Annotated in this window: 20 protein-coding genes; 14 read left to right on the forward strand and 6 right to left on the reverse strand. The window is 63.0% G+C overall.

What is annotated here, in order from left to right:
- Nucleotides 1-34 precede the first annotated feature (34 nt).
- Both BM400_RS04460 and BM400_RS04465 read right to left on the reverse strand, forming a co-directional pair.
- On the reverse strand, nucleotides 35-490 hold the full coding sequence (locus BM400_RS04460; RefSeq protein WP_089836998.1) for a hypothetical protein: 456 nt from the start codon (nucleotides 488-490) through the stop codon (nucleotides 35-37).
- 42 nt (nucleotides 491-532) lie between these two features.
- A complete protein-coding gene (locus BM400_RS04465) occupies nucleotides 533-919 on the reverse strand; it encodes a cupin domain-containing protein (RefSeq protein WP_141223805.1) in 387 nt (128 codons plus the stop codon).
- Between the two features lie 193 nt (nucleotides 920-1112).
- Between BM400_RS04465 and BM400_RS04470 the strand changes: the two genes are divergently transcribed.
- From BM400_RS04470 to BM400_RS04485, 4 genes are all read left to right on the forward strand, one after another.
- Nucleotides 1113-1799: a DUF305 domain-containing protein gene (locus tag BM400_RS04470; protein WP_089837001.1), complete on the forward strand. Its 687-nt coding sequence runs from the start codon at nucleotides 1113-1115 to the stop codon at nucleotides 1797-1799.
- Entirely contained in the window at nucleotides 1799-3715 is a 1917-nt protein-coding gene (locus BM400_RS04475; RefSeq protein ID WP_089837003.1) for an LVIVD repeat-containing protein, read from the forward strand. The genes BM400_RS04470 and BM400_RS04475 overlap by 1 nt, the downstream gene beginning before the upstream one ends.
- Nucleotides 3716-3828: 113 nt before the next feature.
- A complete protein-coding gene (locus BM400_RS04480) occupies nucleotides 3829-5802 on the forward strand; it encodes an alpha-amylase family protein (protein WP_245781677.1) in 1974 nt (657 codons plus the stop codon).
- Between the two features lie 59 nt (nucleotides 5803-5861).
- A complete protein-coding gene (locus BM400_RS04485) occupies nucleotides 5862-6653 on the forward strand; it encodes an NIPSNAP family protein (protein ID WP_089837007.1) in 792 nt (263 codons plus the stop codon).
- Nucleotides 6654-6681: 28 nt separating this feature from the next.
- Here BM400_RS04485 and BM400_RS04490 read toward each other — a convergent pair whose 3' ends face one another.
- The 3 genes from BM400_RS04490 to BM400_RS04500 form a co-directional block, all read right to left on the reverse strand.
- Nucleotides 6682-7605 carry a YeiH family protein gene (locus BM400_RS04490; RefSeq protein WP_089837009.1) on the reverse strand — a complete coding sequence of 308 codons (924 nt, stop codon included), beginning with the start codon at nucleotides 7603-7605 and terminating at the stop codon, nucleotides 6682-6684.
- A 78-nt stretch (nucleotides 7606-7683) separates the two neighbouring features.
- Nucleotides 7684-8613: a LysR family transcriptional regulator gene (locus BM400_RS04495; RefSeq protein WP_089837011.1), complete on the reverse strand. Its 930-nt coding sequence runs from the start codon at nucleotides 8611-8613 to the stop codon at nucleotides 7684-7686.
- A 70-nt stretch (nucleotides 8614-8683) separates the two neighbouring features.
- Nucleotides 8684-9157, reverse strand: a complete 474-nt coding sequence (locus BM400_RS04500) for a GatB/YqeY domain-containing protein (RefSeq protein WP_089837013.1) — start codon at nucleotides 9155-9157, stop codon at nucleotides 8684-8686.
- A gap of 68 nt (nucleotides 9158-9225) precedes the next feature.
- Between BM400_RS04500 and BM400_RS04505 the strand changes: the two genes are divergently transcribed.
- From BM400_RS04505 to BM400_RS04525, 5 genes are all read left to right on the forward strand, one after another.
- A complete protein-coding gene (locus BM400_RS04505; protein WP_089837015.1) occupies nucleotides 9226-10422 on the forward strand; it encodes a pyridoxal-phosphate-dependent aminotransferase family protein in 1197 nt (398 codons plus the stop codon).
- Between the two features lie 108 nt (nucleotides 10423-10530).
- Nucleotides 10531-10923 carry a hypothetical protein gene (locus tag BM400_RS04510; protein WP_089837017.1) on the forward strand — a complete coding sequence of 131 codons (393 nt, stop codon included), beginning with the start codon at nucleotides 10531-10533 and terminating at the stop codon, nucleotides 10921-10923.
- A 188-nt stretch (nucleotides 10924-11111) separates the two neighbouring features.
- On the forward strand, nucleotides 11112-12260 hold the full coding sequence (locus tag BM400_RS04515) for a TIGR03435 family protein (RefSeq protein WP_089837019.1): 1149 nt from the start codon (nucleotides 11112-11114) through the stop codon (nucleotides 12258-12260).
- 78 nt (nucleotides 12261-12338) lie between these two features.
- Nucleotides 12339-12728 carry a hypothetical protein gene (locus tag BM400_RS04520; protein ID WP_089837021.1) on the forward strand — a complete coding sequence of 130 codons (390 nt, stop codon included), beginning with the start codon at nucleotides 12339-12341 and terminating at the stop codon, nucleotides 12726-12728.
- Between the two features lie 108 nt (nucleotides 12729-12836).
- Nucleotides 12837-14138, forward strand: a complete 1302-nt coding sequence (locus BM400_RS04525) for a glutathionylspermidine synthase family protein (protein WP_089841484.1) — start codon at nucleotides 12837-12839, stop codon at nucleotides 14136-14138.
- Between the two features lie 15 nt (nucleotides 14139-14153).
- Here the strand turns inward: BM400_RS04525 and BM400_RS04530 are convergent, their stop codons facing one another.
- Nucleotides 14154-14804, reverse strand: coding sequence for a ribonuclease HI family protein (locus BM400_RS04530; protein ID WP_089837023.1), 651 nt, complete (start codon nucleotides 14802-14804; stop codon nucleotides 14154-14156).
- A 239-nt stretch (nucleotides 14805-15043) separates the two neighbouring features.
- On the opposite strand from BM400_RS04530, the gene BM400_RS04535 reads away from it, so the two are divergent.
- The 5 genes from BM400_RS04535 to BM400_RS04555 all read left to right on the forward strand — a co-directional run bounded on the left by BM400_RS04535 (nucleotide 15044) and on the right by BM400_RS04555 (nucleotide 19389).
- A complete protein-coding gene (locus BM400_RS04535; RefSeq protein WP_425432397.1) occupies nucleotides 15044-15733 on the forward strand; it encodes an RNA polymerase sigma factor in 690 nt (229 codons plus the stop codon).
- A 136-nt stretch (nucleotides 15734-15869) separates the two neighbouring features.
- Complete coding sequence (locus BM400_RS04540; RefSeq protein ID WP_089837027.1) at nucleotides 15870-16832, forward strand: HEAT repeat domain-containing protein; 963 nt, start codon at nucleotides 15870-15872, stop codon at nucleotides 16830-16832.
- A 109-nt stretch (nucleotides 16833-16941) separates the two neighbouring features.
- Complete coding sequence (locus BM400_RS04545) at nucleotides 16942-17955, forward strand: PDZ domain-containing protein (protein ID WP_175528868.1); 1014 nt, start codon at nucleotides 16942-16944, stop codon at nucleotides 17953-17955.
- 25 nt (nucleotides 17956-17980) lie between these two features.
- Nucleotides 17981-18547 (forward strand): hypothetical protein, encoded by a 567-nt coding sequence (locus BM400_RS04550; RefSeq protein WP_089837031.1) that lies wholly within the window; start codon nucleotides 17981-17983, stop codon nucleotides 18545-18547.
- Nucleotides 18544-19389 (forward strand): TIGR03435 family protein, encoded by an 846-nt coding sequence (locus tag BM400_RS04555; RefSeq protein ID WP_089837033.1) that lies wholly within the window; start codon nucleotides 18544-18546, stop codon nucleotides 19387-19389. Before BM400_RS04550 ends, BM400_RS04555 begins: the two co-directional genes overlap by 4 nt.
- Nucleotides 19390-19436: the final 47 nt, after the last annotated feature.

Below are 19436 nucleotides of genomic sequence, written 5' to 3' on the forward strand. Positions count from 1 at the left end.
AGGATGACAGAAAACATCCGGGGCAGGCAGCTTCTCAACGCTTGGTATAAGAAAACGTTCCGCAAAGGTTCACATTATTCTGAAGAGACTCTGTCGTGAATACGGGCGGGAAAGCGTTCGCGAAAAAGATGATCCCCAGTCCCTTGCCGGAGACGTAGGTCGCCATCCACTGCGTCTCCTCGGTGCCGCAGAGGCTGTTCTTATGCAGAAACCGCTTGTCGCCAGGGATGCTGAGCCGGTAGAGGTGACCGACGCCCGCATTCGCATCGGAGGTGTCGAACGCCGCCAGCACCTCGTCCGGCTTCAGGAGTCGAATCTCCGCGATGGGAAAGGTCAGAAAGTTCATCGACAGACGCTCGTCCGTGATGATCAGGTCCCCGGTGATCGATTTTGCGGTCTTGCTGACGGCCCGCCAGTTGCCCCGCTCCTGCGCACCACCCGGCAGCGCACCGAGCACCAGAAACAACGCGAAGATTGCCCTTAACTTCATCTGTCGAGCATGACACCCGGGCGAGTACTTGAGCAAGTTGCACTACTGCGCCTTTTCGAGCTCGATCAACATGACCTCGACCGGCTTCTCTCCCACATTCACATCGGCATGCATCGCTCCGGGAGGCATCGAAGGTAGCCAGTATGCCTTGCCGGCCTCCCATACCGCCTCTTCCCTGGTGCCGCTGGAGTCGACGAAGTTCATCGTGCCGCCGGTCAGCGCGACCACCACCCGGGGATGGTCGTGCCGGTGCAGCGCCAGCGGCTGATGAGGCAGAATCACCGACTTCCAGACCTTGACCTCGGAGTTCTCGAACTGCGGAATCCTCTGGCTGGTCATCGCCTGCTGCGCTGCCAGCACACATCCCGCGCCCAGAAGCACACCCACTCCAAGCGTCCCCAAAAAGCGCAGATTCCTTCTCAGATCCAAGGCAGACTCCCTATCGGTGGAATAGCCGAAGTATATCCGTCCGGAAGCCATCGCCAAGGCAATCAACACGATCGGCCCAACCTCCGCTTCGCGCGTCGGCGTTCCTGTGGACGTAATATCTCACCAACGCTACACTGACCACTCCACCAGTAAAAAATCCACCATATCTACGCATCCCGGTAGAGAGGGCTTCATGGCGTTCCGGCTTTCGCTTGTCTGCGCAGCTTTGCTTCCCTTGTACGCGTCGTTGGCTACGGGGCAGACCCCTGCGGCCAATCCCGTTCCACTGATGCAGCCCGGAGCCCCGGGCCAGCCGACCAAAACGCTCACCAGGCCGACCGTCGGCACCGCCGTCCGCGCCGTCACCGACGGCGACGTCAAGTTCATGCAGGACATGGTGATGCACCACTCGCAGGCGGTTGAGATGGTCAACCTGATGGAAGACCACACCCGCAATCCGCAACTGCTTGAGCTTGGCCAGCGCATCAAGATCTCGCAGGGCGACGAGATTCTGTTCATGAAGCGCTGGCTCACCTTTTACGACAAGCCCCTCGAAGCCGACAACGGCATGGGCGGCATGGATATGTCCACGATGCCCGGCATGGAAGACACCCCCATGATGCCCGGCATGCTGAGCCCGCGACAGATGAACGCGCTCCGCAAGGCTCGCGGCGCGGAGTTCGACCATCTCTTCCTCACCGGCATGATCCAGCACCATACCGGTGCCCTCTCCATGGTGAAGGATCTCTTCAACGGCCCCGGATCGGGCCAGGAGCCTCAATTGTTCGATTTCACCGCGGATGTCGTCGTCACCCAGCAGGGCGAGATCGACACCATGCGCACCATGTTGGCCTCGGAAAAGCAAAAGGAGAAACAATAGTGCTCAAGAGACTCACCGCCTCCCTCGTGGCGATTACGCTATCTGCCCCCGTCGCCGTCCTCGCGCAGGTTGCGCTGCCGGCCAAGCCGACCGTGTACAACAATCCGCAGCTTCCGAACGACCCGCGCGTCGGCCTGAAGGGTGGCGTCACGGATGCCGGCATCGCCGAGTCCGGCATGCACCTGATCGTGAACCTGCCCAAGCCCCCGGGCTTCGCTGCCGGAACCACCCCGCAGGAGGCCGCGCCACCACCGCCTCCGCCTGCTCCCGTCCCGGGTGCGCCGGCTCGTCCGCCGCGGGCGCTGCAGCTCGGGTCGACCAACTCCGACCTGGCCTTCAGCGGTCAATACATCATCGTCGGCAACTACAACGGATTCAACATCTACGACGCCTCCAACCCCGAGAAGACCAAGCTGACCACCTCGGTGATGTGCCCGGGCTCGCAGGATGACGTCACCGTCTACGGCCACCTGCTCTTCCTCTCGATCGAGTCGACCGGATCGCGCCTCGATTGCGGCACGCAGGGCATTCCTCTGCCTCCGGGCTTCGTCGCTCCGGTGCGTCAGGGTCCGCCGCCGGCCGGTGCTCCCGGTGCAGGTGCTCCGCCGCAGCGCTCGCCTCGGGCTGTTGAGCCGCCGAACCCGGAGCGTTTCCGCGGCGTCCGCATCTTCGACATCTCGGACATCCTTCATCCGAAGCAGGTAGCCGCCGTCCAGACCTGCCGTGGCACCCATACCAACACGCTCGTCACCGACCCGGCTGACAAGGACAACGTCTACCTGTATCTCTCCGGCTACGCTCCGATTCGCTCGTCGGAAGAGCTTGCGGGCTGCTCGGCCGGCGGCGTCGACGACCCTAACACCGCGCTCTACACCATCGTCGTCATCAAGGTGCCGGTCGCGCATCCTGAGCTCTCGAAGGTCGTCAACAGTCCTCGCATCTTCTCCGATCCGGCCACCGGCGCGATGAACGGCCTCGCCGTCGGCAACCTGCACGGCGAAGGCGCGGCCCCGCAGCCGGTCAGCGGATGCCACGACATCACCGTCTACCCTGCCATTGGACTCGCCGCCGGTGCCTGCACTCGCGTCGGCATCCTGCTGGACATCAAGGATCCCGTCCACCCCAAGCGCGTCGCCGCCATCTCCGACCCCAACTTCAGCTTCTGGCACTCGGCGATGTTCAACAACGCCGGCGACCGCGTCATCTTCTCCGACGAGTGGGGCGGCGGCGGACAGCCGCGCTGCCGTGCGGCCGATCCCATGACCTGGGGCGCGGACTCGATCTTCACGCTGAAGGGCGCGGAGCTCACCCTCGACTCCTACTACAAGATGCCTGCGCCGCAGACCGAGCTTGAGAACTGCACGGCGCACAACGGCAACCTGATTCCGGTCCCGGGCCGCGACATCGAGGTGCAGTCCTGGTATCAGGGCGGCGTCTCGATCATGGACTACACCGATCCGAAGAAGCCGTTCGAGATTGCCTACTTCGACCGCGGCCCGCTGGACAGCACCAAATTCATCGACGGTGGGCTCTGGTCGGCATACTGGTACAACGGCTACATCTACGGCGCGGAGATCGCGCGTGGCCTCGACGTCTACAAGATGGTGCCGAGCACGTTCCTCTCGGAGAACGAGATCGCCGCCGCCAGGCAGATTACGATGAGCCAGATGAATCCGCAGTACCAGGAGAAGATCGTCTATCCGCCGACCTTCGTCACAGGGAAGGCGTACGTCGATCAGCTCGTCCGCTCGAACGCCCTGCCCGCCGCCAAGGGAACCGCCTTGATGGCAGCGATGGACAAGAAGAAGACGAAGGAGCTGAAGGCCTTCGCGGTCGCGCTGAACAAGGACGCATCCTCGGCCTCACCCGCGGACGCGGCCCGCATGACCGCCCTCGCGGCGATCCTGACCAGGTAAAGAAGATCCTTCAACCGGGAAGAGGGTGCGGCTTCGGCTGCACCCTCTTTTTCTTGGATGCAGGCGGCCAGGAGGCTAGAATGCCCCAAAGCCCCGAAGCAGAAGGATCTGCCATGCGTACGATTCTCGCGTTCCTCGTTCTCTCCATCGCGACCGCTCCAGCCCATGCCGCACCCGCTACCCTGAGCGAGACCGGAGGCCACTATCGCATGGAGAATGCAGCCATTGCGGCGCACTGGACGGTGGCCGCCGGCAAGCTCTCCGCGCTCACCGTCACCGATCGCATTCATACGACAGAGCTGCCCGTGGCGATGCCGTTCGCCATCCTGATGAAGGATGGCGCGCTCTGGAACGCCGCGACGCTCGCCGTGTCCGGGGAGCCCAGCCGGCACGAACTGACCCCAAACCCCCATGCCTCGCGGCTCGCCGGCCGCATGCATGGCCAACAGTTCGATCTCCCGCTGGAGAGCGCGGACCACGCCGTGCGCGCCGTGTGGTCGGTGATCCTGCTCGACGATGCGCAGTATCTGCGGCAGCGTCTGACCATTACCGCGCAAGGGCACGACGCGGCCATCACCCGCATCGAGCTCATCGATCTACCGCTGCCCGGAGCACAGGTTGTCGGCTCCGTGAAGGGCTCGCCCATCGTCAGTGGCAATCTCTATCTGGGCTTCGAAGACCCGCTGTCGTTGAGTCGCGTGACCGCTGGTCGCGCCACCGCATGGGTCGAGCGCGATCTTCCGTTGAAGGCCGGACAATCCATCACCTACTCCTCGGTCTTCGGCGTCGCACACTCGGGACAGATGCGCCGCGACTTCCTCGCGTATGTGGAACGGGAACGAGCGCATCCGTACCGGACCTTCCTGCACTACAACTCCTGGTACGACCTCGGCTACTTTACGCCGTACGATCAGGCCGGCGTGCTGGACCGCATCCACACCTTCGGGCGGGAGCTGACGGAGAAGCGCGGAGTGAAGCTCGATTCGTTTCTCTTCGACGATGGTTGGGACAAACACAACTCGCTCTGGAAGTTCAACGACGGCTTCCCGAACGGCTTCACTCCGGTGAAGGATGCGGCGGCGAAGTACGACGCCGCGCCGGGTATCTGGATGTCGCCGTGGGGCGGCTACTCGAAGCCCAAGCAGGAGCGCATCGCCTTCGGCAAGGAGGCCGGTTACGAGATCGTGCGGAACGGCTATGCGCTCTCCGGACCCAGGTACTACGCGGCCTTTCGCGATGTCGCGCTCGATATGGTCAAGACCTACGGGGTCAACCAGTTCAAGTTCGACGGCACGGGCAACGTCGATTCGGTCTTTCCCGGCAGCGCCTTCGATAGCGATTTCGCCGCGGCGATCCACCTGATCGCGGAGCTGCGCGAGGCCAAGCCGGACCTCTACGTCAACCTCACGACCGGCACCTGGCCCTCGCCCTTCTGGCTGGAACATGCCGATTCGATCTGGCGCGGCGGCGAGGATGACGGCGTCACGGGCGTGGGTACGTACCGCGAACGCTGGATCACCTACCGGGATGCCATCACCTACGAGAACATCGTGCAGGCGGGTCCGCTGTTTCCTCTCAACTCACTGATGCTGCACGGCATGATCTATGCGAAGTTCCGCAAGCTGCTGGACGTGGATCCGGGCAACGATCTGCGCAACGAGATTCATTCCTACTTCGGCACCGGCACGCAGTTGCAGGAGATGTACATGACGCCGAGTCTGCTGACGGAGGCGAACTGGGATGATCTCGCCGAGGCCGCGAAGTGGTCGCGGGCAAACGCCGATGTGCTCCAAGATACCCACTGGGTAGGCAGCAATCCGGCGTGGCTTGAGGTCTACGGCTGGGCCTCGTGGTCGCCGCGGAAGGGGATTCTGGTGCTGCGTAACCCGAGCGACAAACCGCAGACGATCTCGCTCAAACTGGCCGACACCCTGGAGTTGCCGCCGGGTGCGGCGCAGAGCTATCGCGGCAGGAGTCCGTGGAAGTCCGATGCGGACAGGAAGCCGCTGCTGCTGCAGGCGAGCCAGGCCCACGCGTTCACCCTCGCTCCCTTTGAGGTGATGACGCTCGACCTGACGCCGCGATAGCGCATCGTCCAACGGACCAGCTAGAATGGCGGCCATCCTGATTTTTCCTGGAGCCAATCATGCATCGTCGCCAGTTTCTCTCGCGTTCACTTGCCGCCTCTGCCGTCGCGCTCGCCGGGGATGCTGTCGCCCAGACAAGCGGCGCTCCGAAGGGGACGCCGCAGTTCTATGAGCTGCGCAAATATCACCTGCAGAGTGGTCCACAGGGGAAGATGACCCAAAGCTACTTCGCCGATGCGCTGATCCCGGCCCTGAACCGGATGGGCATCACGCCGGTGGGAGCCTTCTCGCTGGACTTCGGTCCGGAGACGCCGACGTACTATCTTCTGCTGCCGAGCGCTTCGGTGGAGACGCTGGTGACCGCGGACCTGATGCTGGCCAAGGATGCAGCGTTCATGAAGGCGGCTGAGCCCTACTGGAATGCGCCTGCGGCCTCGCCTTCGTTCAACCGCATCGAGAGTCAGTTGATGCGCGCGTTCACAGGCTGGCCCTCGATTACGCCGCCCGATACCAAGGCCAAGCGGATCTTCCACCTGCGAACGTACGAGTCGCCCACCTATCGCGATCACGTCACCAAGGTGGACATGTTCCACAACGGGGAGTTCGATTTCTTCGCCAAGGCCGGTGCGCATCAGGTCTTCTACGGCGACAACCTGATCGGCGCACGGTTGCCGAGCCTGACCTACATGCTCAGCTTCCCCGATACGGCAACGCTTGAAAAGGACTGGGCAGCGTTCAGCGCGGATCCCGACTGGAAGAAGCTGTCGAGCAGTCCGAAGTATGCGTTTGAGCCGACCGTTTCGAATGTCTCGAACCTGATTCTGAAGCCTCTGCCAATGTCGCAGATCTAGTCCTGCCAACGTGCCGCGCAGGGTGCTTTCAGAGAGCGATCAGGCCGCTGCGAATGGCCAGCAGAGACGTTACCGCAACGATGATCCAAAGGACTACGCCCTGCACCATGGGGCGTAGTCCGACGTTGCGGAACATCTCGCGCGACAGCCCGGTGCCGATGACGAAGAGCGTGACCGCCATGCCGCTGCGACCCGCCCGGCTTGCCGTGTCATAGAGCGTGTGCAGCGCGGGGAGATAAGTCCGGGCGATCGCCGCAAGGCAGAAGAGCAGGATGAACCACGGAATCTGCACCTTCGCCTTGCTCTTCATCGTATAGGCCGTGGCGAAGGACAGCGGCACGATCCAGAGAGCGCGGGCCAGCTTGACCGTCGTGCCGATGGTGAGGGCGACCGTGCCGTATCGGGCCGCGGCTCCGACCACGGAGCTGGTGTCGTGAATGGCGAGGGCGGCCCACAGGCCGAACTGGCTCTGGGTGAGGCCAAGCTTCCAGCCTACGAAGGGGAAGAGCACAAGCGCGATGGAGTTGAGGGTGAAGACGGTGCCGAGGGAGACGCCCATCTCCTCGTCGTTGGCGTCGGTAATGGGCCCGAGCGCGGCGATGGCGCTGCCTCCGCAGATGGCGGTGCCGCAGGTGATGAGGAAGGACGCCTTGCCGGGTACGGAGAGGATGCGGCCCAGGAGGAGTCCGAGCGAGATGGCTACGGTGATGCTGATTGCGGTGTAGAGAAAGCCGGAGCGGCCCGCGTGAAGGACGTCATGGAGGTCCATGCCGAAGCCGAGGGCTACGACCGAGGCCTGCAGGAGAAACTTCGAGAGGTTGCGGCTCTCCACAGCGAAGGGGTGGGGCAGCGTGAGGGCGAAGAGGAGTCCGGCGAGAAGGGCCAGGGGCGGAGAAAGGACACCGCATGCCGCGAGGATGAGACCGACGAAGAAGATGTTTTTGCTGCCCATGAAATGCCTCTGAGACCGAGTATTTCGGGCTCCGGAGGAGGCGTCCAAGGAGAAGTCCTGATGGGCGATAAGCGTGGCTTATCGGTGCCTGTGCTCGCGCAGGAAGTCGAGGAGCAGGGCGGCGTTCCCGCGCGGCTCGGTGGAGCGAAGGGTGACGAAGGAGAGGTCGCGGGCAATCTTCAATCCTTTGACGGTCACCGGAACGAGGGTGCCCATGCGGATGCGTCCACGGACGGCGGCGCGGGAGTGGAAGCCGATGCCAAGGCCCTGTTCGATATAGGCGAGGAGGGCTTCGGTCGAGTTGAGCTCCATCGCGGGGATCATCCTGGGCCCCGGCAGTCCGGCGGCTGTGAAGGCTTCCTCAATGGCGGCGTCGACGACCTCGCGGGTCCCGGAGCCGCGCTCGCGCATCAGCAGTGGGGCTGCGGTGAGGTCTTCGAGGGAGATGGTGCTACCCGCCCAGGGGTGGCCGGCGGGGACAACCAGCACAAGCTCGTCGCGGAGCCACGGCTCGAGCTTCAGCTCAGGCCGGTGGACGGGCCCCTCGACGAGTCCAAGGTCGACAGAGCCATCCAGCACGGCAGAGGCGACATCGCCGGTGTTGGCGCTTTGCATGCGCAGAGCGATGCCAGGGTAGCGGCGCAGGAAACGGCCAAGCATGGGCGGAAGAATGTACTGGACGATGGTCATCGAGACGGCAAGGCGGAGCGGGCCGGCGACACGTCCCTCCAGGGAGGCAAGTTCGGCCTGCGCGCGCACAAGGAGATCGTGGCCTTCGGTCGCGCGATGCAGCAGCAGTTCGCCTGCCGGGGTCAGGGCTACCGCCTTGCCGGTGCGGTCGAAGAGGGATGCACCCAGCTCCGCTTCAAGAGCTTTGATCTGCTGGGTGACGGCGGGTTGGGTGAGGTAAAGCGCTTCGGCAGCACGGCGAAAGCTCTTCTGTGCAGCTACGGCACGGAAGACGGTAAGCCGGAAGTTTTCAAGGGTGGAGCGATCCGGAGGGGGCATGGGAGCCTGGTGGCACGCCCACCTTCGCGTGGAGACGGCTGTCGCGAAGGTGACGGCACACGGTAGGGGTTTACTTGGCCAACTCCGCCTTCACCATCTCGGAGACCATCTTGCCGTCGGCGCGAACGCCGCTGGCGAGGATGCGCTGCTGCACGACCTTCATGGCGACACCCATGTCCTTCGGACCTGGCTTTGCGCCCTGCTCGGCGAGGTAGGCAATCGACTCCCGCACGATCTTCTGCACCTCTTCGGGGGTCGCGGCCTGCGGCATGTAGGCCTCGATGAGAGCGATCTCGACCGTCTCCTTCGCGGCCAGCTCCGGCCTTCCGCCCTTGGTAAACGACTCGACCGACTCGCGGCGCTGCTTGAGCAGGGTGGTGAGGATCTGAGCCTCTTCGGCGTCCGTCAGAGGCTCGCGCTTGTCGATCTCCTTGTTCTTCAGGGCCGATTTCACCATGCGCAAAGTGGTGAGCCTATGCTCATCCCTGGCCTTCATGGCCGTGATAATGTCCGTTTGAATCTTCTTGCCGATACTGTCGCTCATCGATTTCCTTTCGCCTTCACAGGACTCCCATTATAGGAACAGTGCGCTGGTGACCGATAGAATGGGGCATGATCCGTAAGACGCGCCTCTTCACTCCAGGACCGACGCCCCTACTCCCCGCCGCCCAGTTTGCCATGGCTGCCGCCGATATTCACCATCGTACGGCGGAGTTCCGTGCCCTCTACACCCGTGTGCTCGCTCAGTTGAAGGAGTTCGTCGGGACCAGGAACGATGTGATTATTCTTTCGAGCTCGGGAACGGGCGCGATGGAGGCTTCGGTCTCGAACCTGACCTCGCCGGGCGACCGCGTCCTGGTACTGACGGCCGGAAAGTTCGGCGAGCGCTGGACGGCTCTCGCCAAGGCCTTCGGCTGCGAGGTCGACGTCGTCTCCGCGCCCTATGGGCAGACGTTCTCGATGGACGAGGTGAAGGCCGCGCTAAAGCTGGAGACGCGGGTCGTGTTCATGCAGGCATCGGAGACCTCGACCGGCGTGCGCCACTCCGTCACCGCCGTCGCGCGCGTGCTGAAGGAGACACAATCGGAGGCCCTGCTCGTGGTCGACGGCATCACCGGACTGGGCACCACGCATCTCGACATGGATGCGGACGGCATCGACGTGCTGATCGGCGGCTCGCAGAAGGCGGTCATGATTCCACCGGGACTCAGCTACATGGCGGTCTCCGAGAAGGCCTGGGACCGCATGGAAGCCACCTACAACCCGCGCTACTACTTCGACCTCCGCAAGGAACGGAAGAACGCACGCAATGGCGAGTCGGCCTACACCCCGGCAGTGGCGCTGATCGCCGCCCTGGGCGCAGCGCTGAACTACATTGCCGGTCAGGCTGCGACACCCGAGAAGCCCGAGGGCGATCTGGCAACTGGACGCCGCATGCTGGTCGACAACGCGGAGACGATCGCCGCGATGACGCGCGCCGCGGTAAGGGCGATGGGCATGAAGCTGTTCGCGCCCGACGCTCCCTCGGCTGCCGCGACCGCTGTTCTGGCCCCCGCCGGTGTCGATTCGGGGCTATTCGTCAAGGAGCTGAAGGGTCGTTTCGGGGCCATCATCACCAACGGACAGGGAGAGATGAAGGGGCAGATCTTCCGCATCGCACACCTCGGATTCTTCGACTACATGGACACCATCGCGCTCATCGGCGCTCTGGAACAGATCGTGGTGAAGAGCCTTCCGCACCTCAATATGCCCTTCGGAACCGGCCTGGTGGCGGCACAGAAGGTGTACGCAGAGCGTATGTCGCGGTAAACGAGTCGAAGATGGACCCGGAAGTCCCATTTTGGGAAAAATCAAAATGGGGCTTTTTCGGCTCTTTGGACGCCTTTTTTGTAGTGTGATGCCATATACTTTCATGGCATGAAGATGATTCTTCGATATCTTGAGCTGATTCTCACCTTCGTGGGCGTCATCGTCGTCTTTGCGGTCTTCGCGATCTTTCGCGATGGGGCCCCATGGAAACCCGCGGCGGTGTGTGCCGTAGCGGTTGGCGTGATTCACGGCATCATCTTCTACGTCGTGCGTTCGAAGCAGCGCAAGGCCCGGAAGAGTGAAGTATTCTCGATTCGCGAGATGCTGGACGACATGATGGGCCGGCTGGACGTGGTGCTCTATCCGACCAAGGAAGGTGACGACTGGCGGGTGCGGGCGCAGCATGCGGTGTGGGAGATCCAGGCCAGGTTGAACTTCATCGAAGCTGAGGGTCTCAAAGCGCACGGCCCCGTTGAAGACGAGTCGAACGTGGGGGACTAGGATGTCCTTGCGCGATGCGGGTGGAAGATCCCGGGGCTCAGGCACCCGCCTTCTTCGCAAAAAGCTTGCTTCCCCCTATCGATTGTGAAATCGCTGCGTCTACACTGGGTCCCTGCCATTCTCTGTACTTCCTTTTCTTTCTGCCGCTCCGCGATGCGTGGGCGAGGCTTGCTTCGAGGAGACCTGTCATGAAGAAGATTCTGCTTCTGCTTGGAGTCGTGTTGCTCGCGGCCGTTTCGGTGGTTTCGCTCAGCGCCCAGGAGATCGCCGGAAGCTGGCAGGGCACGCTCCCCCTCGGCAAAGGCCTTCGCGTGGTGGCGAAGATCACCAATGGCGACGGGACCGCGGTCAAGGTGGTGCTGTACAGCATCGATCAGGGGGCGCAGCCGATTCCGGCGTCCACCGCGAGCTTCTCCGGGGGCACGTTGAAGATGGAGATCGTGGCGCTCTCCGCGCTGTACGAGGGCAAGATGAGCGCGGATGGCGGGACGATCACCGGAACCTTTACTCAGGGCGGCAATCCGGTTGCGCTGGTCCTGACCAAGGCCACCAAGGAGACGGCCTGGGTGATCCCGGAGCCGCCGGTGCAGTTGCCGCCGATGGCCGCCGATGCGGATCCCTCGCTGGAAGTGGCGACGATCAAGCCTGGGGTGCCGGGCGCGCAGGGCAAGAACTACGGCGTGCAGGGCCGGACGATGCGTCTGCGCAACTTCAGCCTGGCGGACATGCTGATGTTTGCCTATGGCATGCAGTTGAAGCAGTTCGTCGGTCTGCCGAGCTGGGCGGAGTCGGACAAGTTCGATGTAAGCGGACGCATCGATATCGAGGGCCGGCCGAACGATAAGCAGATCCGTCTGATGGTCCGGAAGCTGATGACCGAGCGTTTCGCCCTGAAGTTCACCAGGGAGAAGCGAGAGCTTTCGGTATTCGCGATCCGGGTGGCGAAGGATGGACCGAAGCTGACGGCGACGACCGCCAAGGCGACCGATGGAAGCGGCGCGGGCTTCCGTCCCGGGATGAAGGGCGGGCTGAACTACATCGGCCGGAACATGACGGTCACGGAGATCGGCGACGCGCTGCAGGAGGTGCTGCTGGATCGCCCGGTGGCGAACCAGACGGAGATCGAAGGGCGTTACGACATCAGCGTGACGTTTACGCCGGATGATTCGATGGCGGGAGGGATGTTGTCGAAGCTGCCTCCGCCACCGGATGGCGCTGAGGCTCCGCCGTCGTTGTTTGTGGCGATGCCGGCTACGCTGGGGCTGAAGCTGGAGGCAACGAAGGCTCCGGTGGATGTGCTGGTGATCTCGCATGTCGAGAAGCCTTCAGAGAATTAGGGCGGGCGGGACGACCGGGGAACAAGAGCCGATCCGGTAACGTAATACTGCTAGTCTTATTCCCAACAGGGACCACGTATGCGCCGCTCCACGCAAGTTGCAGCACCTCTCCTCGCCTTGGCTGCCTCCGCCATGATCGCGGGCTGTCGCAAGCCCGAGATGCAGCGATGTGTCGATGAACATAATGTTGTCGTCGACGATAAGCTCTGTCAGGCCCAGCAGGGTATCCAGAACGGTCAGCAGCAGCGCCAGCCCGATGGCCATGGCGGGTTCATCCCGATCATTCTGCCCTACCACTACTACTACGGTGGATACGGAGGTTATGGCCTCGGCTCAGTGGTGGGCGGGGGCAGCTATATGCCTTCTTCCGGACACTCCTACGCGACCTCGAGCGGAGCCCGCTCCGGCACGGTACGCGGAGGCTTCGGCTCGACGCATGGCGGAAGCGGCGGCGGCGCGGGCGAGTAGGAAACCCATACCCCGAGGGCGCAAGCCCGCATCGGTGATGGAGATGGCATGCCCGGGCTGAAGCCCGAACATATCTCGGAAACAAGAGCAACGACAGAGGCTTACTCGATGAAGCGCATTACACTCTCCCCCCGTCCTGACTGGCAATCGAAGGTTGAAGCGGTTGGCCTCACCTACCACTCCCCGGAGTCGATGCCGCATCCGTACTGGGATGAGTCGGCGGCCTATGAGTTCACGTCGGGCGAGATCGATACCCTCGAGGCCGCCGGCAACACCATGCAGGAGATGTGCCTGGCCGCCGCGCAGCATGTCATCGACAACAAGCGCTACACCGAGCTCGATATCCCCGCCGCCGCCATTCCGGTGATCGAGCGGGCCTGGGAGCAGGAGCCGCCCGCGATCTATGGACGCTTCGATTTCTCCTGGGCTGGAGAGAAGTCCGGCCAGGCTCCGAAGCTGCTCGAATACAACGCCGATACGCCCACATCGCTGCTGGAGGCGGCGGTCGTCCAGTGGGACTGGCTCAAGGAGCAGACGCCTCATCTGCATCATTCCGCATTTCTCGGTGGCGATCCCGACCAGTTCAACTCGATCCACGAAAAGCTCATCGCGAAGTGGAAGGACCTGATCCCGTACCTGCAGCAGCCGCTCTACTTCGCCGGAGTGGATGAGCCGGAGGACCAGTTGACGCTCGTCTACCTGCGCGATACGGCGGAGCAGGCCGGGCTGAAGACGCTGCAGATGTTCATGGAGGAGATCGGCTGGAACGAGGACGCGAAGGCGTTCCTGGACCCCGCCGAGGACCAGATGTTCTCGATCTTCAAGCTGTATCCCTGGGAGGCGATGGTGCGCGAGGAGTTCGGCGTCCACGCGCTCGATACCTATCCGCAGATGCGCTGGATCGAGCCGATCTGGAAGATGCTGCTCTCGAACAAGGGCATTCTGCCGATCCTCTGGGAGCTGTATCCGAATCACGAGCTTCTGCTCCCGGCCTTCTTTGAACCGGAAGCGACCGGGCCGGTCACCAGCGAGTGGACGCAGGTCAACGACGGCGGCTTTGGGCGTGGGCATAACTCGGCGCCCATTCCAAGCTCGCTCTCGAAGCTTGCCTCGGGGCCGTTCGGCATGCGGGACTACGTATCGAAGCCTCTGCTGAGCCGCGAAGGGGCGAACATCAAGATCGTTCGGAACGGCAGCACGGTGATGGAGACGGACGGCATGTACGACGGGCCGCGGATCGTGCAGGCGCTGGCCCCGGATGCCGTCTTCCAGGCTGCCGACAACCAGATGCGCTATCCGGTGCTTGGGGTGTGGATGGTCGACCAGGAGTGCTGCGGCATGGGGATTCGCGAATCGCGAACGCCTGTGACGGACAATCTGAGCTCGTTTATCCCGCACTACTTCGTCTAGCGCCGCGCACGACCCTTACTCCCGGATAATCTTGACGAAAATCCCGTCGGGCAGCCGCGCATCGCCCAGGATATGCACGACGCCGTCGCGGGTAAATCCCCGGAGCATGGCATCGGCCTTTGGAACGGGCGGTGCGACTGGACGCGGTGCCGCCGCTGCTGGACGTGCGATGACCGGCGCCGGGGCAGCGGGTGCGCGATTCATGCCGCGGTCCATCGCCTCGTTCGCAAGACGGTCGGCTTCCTTATTCTTATGGCGGAGCGCGTGGGTGATCTGGAAGCCGTCAAGCTTCGCGATGCGGCGTTTGGCCTCGTCGAACAGCGGCTTTAGATCGGGGCTCTTGACCTGGTACTTGCCCTGGATCTGCTTCACCATCAGCTCGGAGTCGGAGACGACCTTCAGCCGGGAGTGACCGTGTTCGAGCGCCCAGTCCAGGCAGCCCAGCAGACCCGAGTATTCGGCGAAGTTGTTGGTCTTGAAGCCTAAAAACTCCGAGAGCTCGGCGAGCGTATTGCCTGCGTCGTCGACGATCTGGGCTCCATAGCCGGCTGGGCCGGGGTTGCCGCGGGCTCCACCGTCGCAGTGCGCATGGATCCATGTTCCGGCGCTTTTGGGGGTTGGGTCGGAGTCGGCGAAGAGGTGCGTGGAGGGGGTGCGAAACGGCATTTCCAGAGTGTATCGCGGGCCGCTGTGGACCCATGCCTGCGACTCCCGGCAGGTTGCTTACCTTTCCAGGGTGGCTGCGGTCTATTCAGAGGAAGCATTTCATCTTTTTTGTCGAGAAGATTGTCCCTATGAATGCTGAGGCGATGGGCATGGACCTTACCGGGGAGTTGACGTCGGTACTCCCGGTGGCGGGAATCGGGCGTTCGCATGTCTTTTCCGGCCCCCTTCGGGTCGCCGATATGGGTGCCGTACAGGTAGAATCGGTGCCATTGATGGCGAAACCCGTGGCACAACCCGGAGTACGAGGCGGCAAGCTGACGCAGGCGCAGTTGGACGCGCGCGCGCAGCAGCGTTCCGAGGATGACGACCTCATCCGCGAGGCGCAGGCCGGGCAGCGCACCGCCTTCGACGCTCTGGTCCGCCGCTACGACCAGTCGGTGCTCCGGCTTGCTCTGCACATGCTCGGCAACGAGCAGGACGCGCAGGATGTCCACCAGGAGGCCTTTATCAAGGCCTACCGGCATCTTGGCAACTTCCGGTTTGAGTGCAGCTTCTACACATGGCTGTATCGCATCGTCACCAACCTTTGCCTGGACCAGCTTCGCCGCCGCAAGAGCCGCCGCGAAGATCCGGCGACCGTGCTGGACGCGAGCGGCGACGAGATGGATCTGCTGTCGAATATCTCGGACGACCGCGCGATGGCGAATCCGGCCCGGGAGCTGGAGCGCAAGCAGATGGGCGTCTCGATCAACGAGGCGCTGGACAAGCTGACCCCGCGTGAACGCACCGTGTTTGAGTTGAAGCACTACCAGGGGCTGAAACTCCGGACCATCGGAGAGATGTTGAACACCACGGAAGAGACGGCGAAGAACACGCTCTTCCGCGCAACACGCAAGTTGCGGGCGAATCTTGCTATCTTGCGCAATTAAACAAAGTCTTTATCAGTAGAAGTTTTTTCGAGTACTCCGGGAGTCAGGCAGCGAACGGCATCAGCCGATCGACGAGACCGCGACCCCGGGCAGCAGGCGCAAGACAAATTTTGAGGCTAGTTTGAGGTCAACGATCATGAAGTGTGAGCAGGCACAGGAGAGCATGGTGCTCGCGTCGTACAGCGAGCTGCCGGACGAAGACGCGATTGTGTTGGAACGGCATCTCGCGGAGTGCGCGAGCTGTCAGGAAGAACTCGCCGGCATGCGTGCGATGTTTTCGATGCTGGAACTGACTCCGGTGGTGGAACCCTCGCCGAATCTGCTGGCACAGTCGCGCATGCGGCTGGATGAGGCTCTGGACCAGATTCCCGCGCATGGCTTCTTTGCGCGAACCCGCACGAACTTCTTTCGCTGGGTGGGCAATATTCAGAGCGCGCCGGCGCTGGCTACGCTGCTTCTGGGCGTCGGCTTTCTCTCCGGCAACTACCTGCACCGCTACCAGGACGCGCATGCCCCCAAACAGATGCCTCCGGTGACGATCACGGACCAGGCGAACAGCTCGATCCAGGGGGTGAACGGCATTGTGCAGACGGCCGATCCGAACGTGGTGCAGGTGCTCTATAACCGGGTGGTGCCTGAGTCGATCGAAGGAAACCTGAACGATCCGCAGATTCGCCAGTTGCTGCTGATGGGTACGCGTGCGGCCGCCACGAACGGCGTGCGGACCGATTCGGTCTCGCTGCTGGCGAACGAGTGCCGCGCGGGCAAGGGCTGCTCGGCGGAGACCGACGACAAGGGTGTGCGTGGCGCGCTGATGGTTTCGCTGCGCTACGACAAGAACCCGGGCGTGCGTATGAAGGCGCTCGAAGGCCTGCAGCCGTACGTCGGGCAGGACCGCCGGGTACGCGACGCGGTGCTTGAGGCGCTGTTGCACGACTCGAATGCGCAGGTGCGGACGGCCGCCATCGGCGAGCTGGAGCCTGTTCAGGCTGATTCCAGCGTGCGAAATGTCTTGCGCACGGTCTCAACTTCGGACGAGAATCCATACATTCGTACAGCATCGTTTCAGGCCCTGCAGGGTTCGGATTCGATTCAGTAACCTCCTTTCGACTCCTTCGCTTACTGCTTGTTTCGCAGGGAGTCGAAGACTCTGGGAGACGTGCCGGACAACGGCACGCGTCTCCAATGGATTGTGTGAGATGAGGTACATGAACGGCTTGAGGACGGCAATACGGCGGTCGAGGTGGCGGCGGGGTTCGTTCGGTCTGGCAGCGGTGCTGGCAGCGACGGCGCTGAGCCAGGCTGGCGTCGCGGGGGCGCAGAAGCAGCATATGGGGTACTTTCTGCACGGCACGCGTTCCGGAGCAGGCGCTGCTGCTGCCTCGCGGAATACCGCGCAGGGCTATCTCGGAGTGGACATCCGCGATGTCAGCAAGGATCAGCTCGCGGCGTGGAAGGTCGACGCTGCGCACGGCGCCGTCGTGATCCTGGTGGACCACGATGGGCCCGCGGGAAAGGCCGGCCTGCGCGAGCATGACGTCATCTTGCAGATGAACGGCAAGTCGGTCGAAGGGGAAGAAAATCTGCGGAAGATGATCCGGGAGACACCTCCGGGACATGCGGTCACGATTCTGATCAGCAGGGAAGGGCAGAGGCAGACGCTCTCCACGCAGATGGCGGACAAGGAAGAGGTTCTGCGCGAGGCGTGGGAACAGCACATCGCGGTGCCTGAACCGGATGCCTCCGTGCCCTCGCCTCCGCTGCCTGCCGAGGAAAAGCACAGTTTCTTCTCTTCACCCGGCAAGGCCAGCCGCAGCTTTCTTGGTTCGATCGTCAGCCCCACCTACACCGGCGCGATGCTTGAAACGATGGCGCCGCAGTTGGCGGAGTACTTTGGCGCGCAGGGGAAGACGGGGTTGCTGGTCCGCTCGGTCGACACGAACAGCCCGGCCGCGCAGGCCGGAATGCACGCAGGTGATGTCGTCGTGCGGGTCAATTCCGCAAACATCGCCACCAGCAGCGACTGGCTGCGGGCCGTGCGCGAAAACAAGGGCAAGACCATCTCGGTGGTCGTGCTGCGCGATCGCCATGAGCAGACGCTGCTGATGGTACCGAACTCCAAGCATCACTCGAGCCTTCTGCCCGATATCTGGCCCTTCAACACCGGCAACCCGCACCCCGCGCCGACCCAGTCTGCCTGTCTGATGCCCTTTTCGATGTAAGATTCTGTCCAATACGAGGTGACCTATGCGTCGCGTCCTCCTGGCTCTTCCCTTCCTCGCAACCTCCATGGCCTTCGCGCAATCCCCTGTGCAGGCCCCCGCGCGCCCATTCACTCTCAAGCATATCTATCCCCTCGGCCAGCCCCCCGCCTCCATGCGCACCTCCTGGAGTTGCCCCGTCGGCATCACAGCCGAGCAGCAGGCAACCGGCGCAACCCAGTGGGTGGTCTCGCTCGAAGACGCACGCAGCGACGATCGCATCTCCCCAGGCAGGATGGGCGTACACGTCAACCTGAAAGCCCCCACCGCATTCCGCAAGGCCCAACTCGCCGTCTACTTCATGGTGCCGCCCACCGGCGCCATGATGGTGAGCAGCCAGCCGCAGGAAACGTCCCGCACCTTCGACATCTGGTCCGGCGACGACCCCGCCGCGGAGCTGGAACGCAGCCTCCTCCTCGGCTCCGGAGTCAGCGTAACCCGGGTCAAGCTCTTGGTCGTAACCTACGCTGACGGAACCGTATGGCAGCCGGCAGCAAACTACAACTGTAGCGTCCGCGTCAGCCACTTCATGCGAGTGGCCGCAGCCCATTGAAACGTATCGCCGCAGTCATCCTCTGGAGCGCACTGGCGCTCCAGCTTGCCCACGCCCAGACCGCCGGCTTCACCCCCCGCCCCGACGCCGCGCAGATCCCCTCCTACGAACTCGTCTCCATCCACAAAACCCCCGACGCCAACTCCGGCATGTCGAACAACGATCAGCCGGACGGACTCACCATCACCGGGATGACCCTGCGCGGCCTAATCGCCGAGGCCTATGGCTTCTCCCTCGGAGCCCTCAACAAACAGCAGCTCACCGGCGCCCCACCCTGGGCCGACACCCAACGCTTCGATCTCCACGCCAAGGTCGACTCCGACGACGTCCCGAAGATCAAAGAACTCACCAAGGCCGAAACCATGATGGTCGCCGTCCGTCAGATCGTCTCCCGCACCCCCACCTATCGCATGCTCATGCTCCAGCGCCTCCTAGAGGACCGCTTCCAACTCAAGATCCACTACGAACAAAAGGTCATGTCCCTCTACGAGATGACGATCGCCAAGGGCGGCGTGCGGATGAAGGTCGCGCACCCGGCCGATCCCGAGAACGGAACGATGAGCTGGAATCCCGGCAAGCTCACCGGCCAGAACGCACCCATGCCCTTCATCCCCGTCATCTTCGCCATGGTGCTGGAGCGTCCCGTCGAAGACAAAACAGACACCCCCGGCAACTACGACTTCGAGATGCACTGGACGCCCACCGAAGGCACCCAGCAGACCGACGCCGGTCCCTCCATCTTCACCGCCGCCGAGGAGCAGCTAGGCCTCAAACTCCACCCCTCCAAAGGACCCGTCTGGATCATCGTCGTCGACCACGCCGAGATGCCATCCGAGAACTGAGACAGGCCCGACGAGGCGCAACACACCCCGCCTGTGATTCAATAAAG

The organism is Granulicella pectinivorans (assembly GCF_900114625.1).
Taxonomy (GTDB): domain Bacteria; phylum Acidobacteriota; class Terriglobia; order Terriglobales; family Acidobacteriaceae; genus Edaphobacter; species Edaphobacter pectinivorans.

Excerpts from the sequence above, each read along its gene's own strand:
- BM400_RS04515 (WP_089837019.1), top strand. The coding sequence starts at position 11,112 with ATGAAGAAGATTCTGCTTCTGCTTGGAGTCGTGTTGCTCGCGGCCGTT.
- BM400_RS04500 (WP_089837013.1), bottom strand. The coding sequence starts at position 9,157 with ATGAGCGACAGTATCGGCAAGAAGATTCAAACGGACATTATCACGGCC.
- BM400_RS04490 (WP_089837009.1), bottom strand. The coding sequence starts at position 7,605 with ATGGGCAGCAAAAACATCTTCTTCGTCGGTCTCATCCTCGCGGCATGC.
- BM400_RS04535 (WP_425432397.1), top strand. The coding sequence starts at position 15,044 with ATGGGTGCCGTACAGGTAGAATCGGTGCCATTGATGGCGAAACCCGTG.
- BM400_RS04545 (WP_175528868.1), top strand. The coding sequence starts at position 16,942 with ATGAACGGCTTGAGGACGGCAATACGGCGGTCGAGGTGGCGGCGGGGT.
- BM400_RS04485 (WP_089837007.1), top strand. The coding sequence starts at position 5,862 with ATGCATCGTCGCCAGTTTCTCTCGCGTTCACTTGCCGCCTCTGCCGTC.
- BM400_RS04470 (WP_089837001.1), top strand. The coding sequence starts at position 1,113 with ATGGCGTTCCGGCTTTCGCTTGTCTGCGCAGCTTTGCTTCCCTTGTAC.
- BM400_RS04540 (WP_089837027.1), top strand. The coding sequence starts at position 15,870 with ATGAAGTGTGAGCAGGCACAGGAGAGCATGGTGCTCGCGTCGTACAGC.
- BM400_RS04510 (WP_089837017.1), top strand. The coding sequence starts at position 10,531 with ATGAAGATGATTCTTCGATATCTTGAGCTGATTCTCACCTTCGTGGGC.
- BM400_RS04495 (WP_089837011.1), bottom strand. The coding sequence starts at position 8,613 with ATGCCCCCTCCGGATCGCTCCACCCTTGAAAACTTCCGGCTTACCGTC.
- BM400_RS04550 (WP_089837031.1), top strand. The coding sequence starts at position 17,981 with ATGCGTCGCGTCCTCCTGGCTCTTCCCTTCCTCGCAACCTCCATGGCC.
- BM400_RS04505 (WP_089837015.1), top strand. The coding sequence starts at position 9,226 with ATGATCCGTAAGACGCGCCTCTTCACTCCAGGACCGACGCCCCTACTC.
- BM400_RS04530 (WP_089837023.1), bottom strand. The coding sequence starts at position 14,804 with ATGCCGTTTCGCACCCCCTCCACGCACCTCTTCGCCGACTCCGACCCA.
- BM400_RS04460 (WP_089836998.1), bottom strand. The coding sequence starts at position 490 with ATGAAGTTAAGGGCAATCTTCGCGTTGTTTCTGGTGCTCGGTGCGCTG.
- BM400_RS04480 (WP_245781677.1), top strand. The coding sequence starts at position 3,829 with ATGCGTACGATTCTCGCGTTCCTCGTTCTCTCCATCGCGACCGCTCCA.
- BM400_RS04525 (WP_089841484.1), top strand. The coding sequence starts at position 12,837 with ATGAAGCGCATTACACTCTCCCCCCGTCCTGACTGGCAATCGAAGGTT.
- BM400_RS04520 (WP_089837021.1), top strand. The coding sequence starts at position 12,339 with ATGCGCCGCTCCACGCAAGTTGCAGCACCTCTCCTCGCCTTGGCTGCC.